Here is a 234-nt window from a genome sequence, read left to right as displayed (position 1 = left end):
TTGTTCTTTGAAAACTAGATAAAGATAAATTGATAGTCAAGAAATTACCGAGTATCGCCATTTTAGGTTTTAAACCTTAAGTAGTAAGTGATCAAATGTTGATTTAACAGCCTAGCTGTTGAACAAGATTTAGGTTAAGTTATGAAGGGCGCACGGTGGATGCCTTGGCACTAGGAGCCGACGAAGGACGGGACTAACACCGATATGCTTTGGGGAGCTGTAAGTGAGCTTTGA

The 234-nt window shown here is 40.2% G+C and carries 1 rRNA gene; it reads left to right on the top strand.

The annotated features are described in order from the left end of the window. Positions 1-132 precede the first annotated feature (132 nt). Positions 133-234: ribosomal RNA gene (locus tag FGG79_RS21545) — 23S ribosomal RNA — on the top strand; the annotation flags it as partial.

The sequence above is a fragment of the Bacillus sp. BHET2 genome (genome assembly GCF_005938125.1).
In the GTDB taxonomy this organism is placed as follows: Bacteria; Bacillota; Bacilli; order Bacillales; family Bacillaceae_B; genus Rossellomorea.
This window is presented reverse-complemented; position numbering and strand designations above follow the sequence as displayed.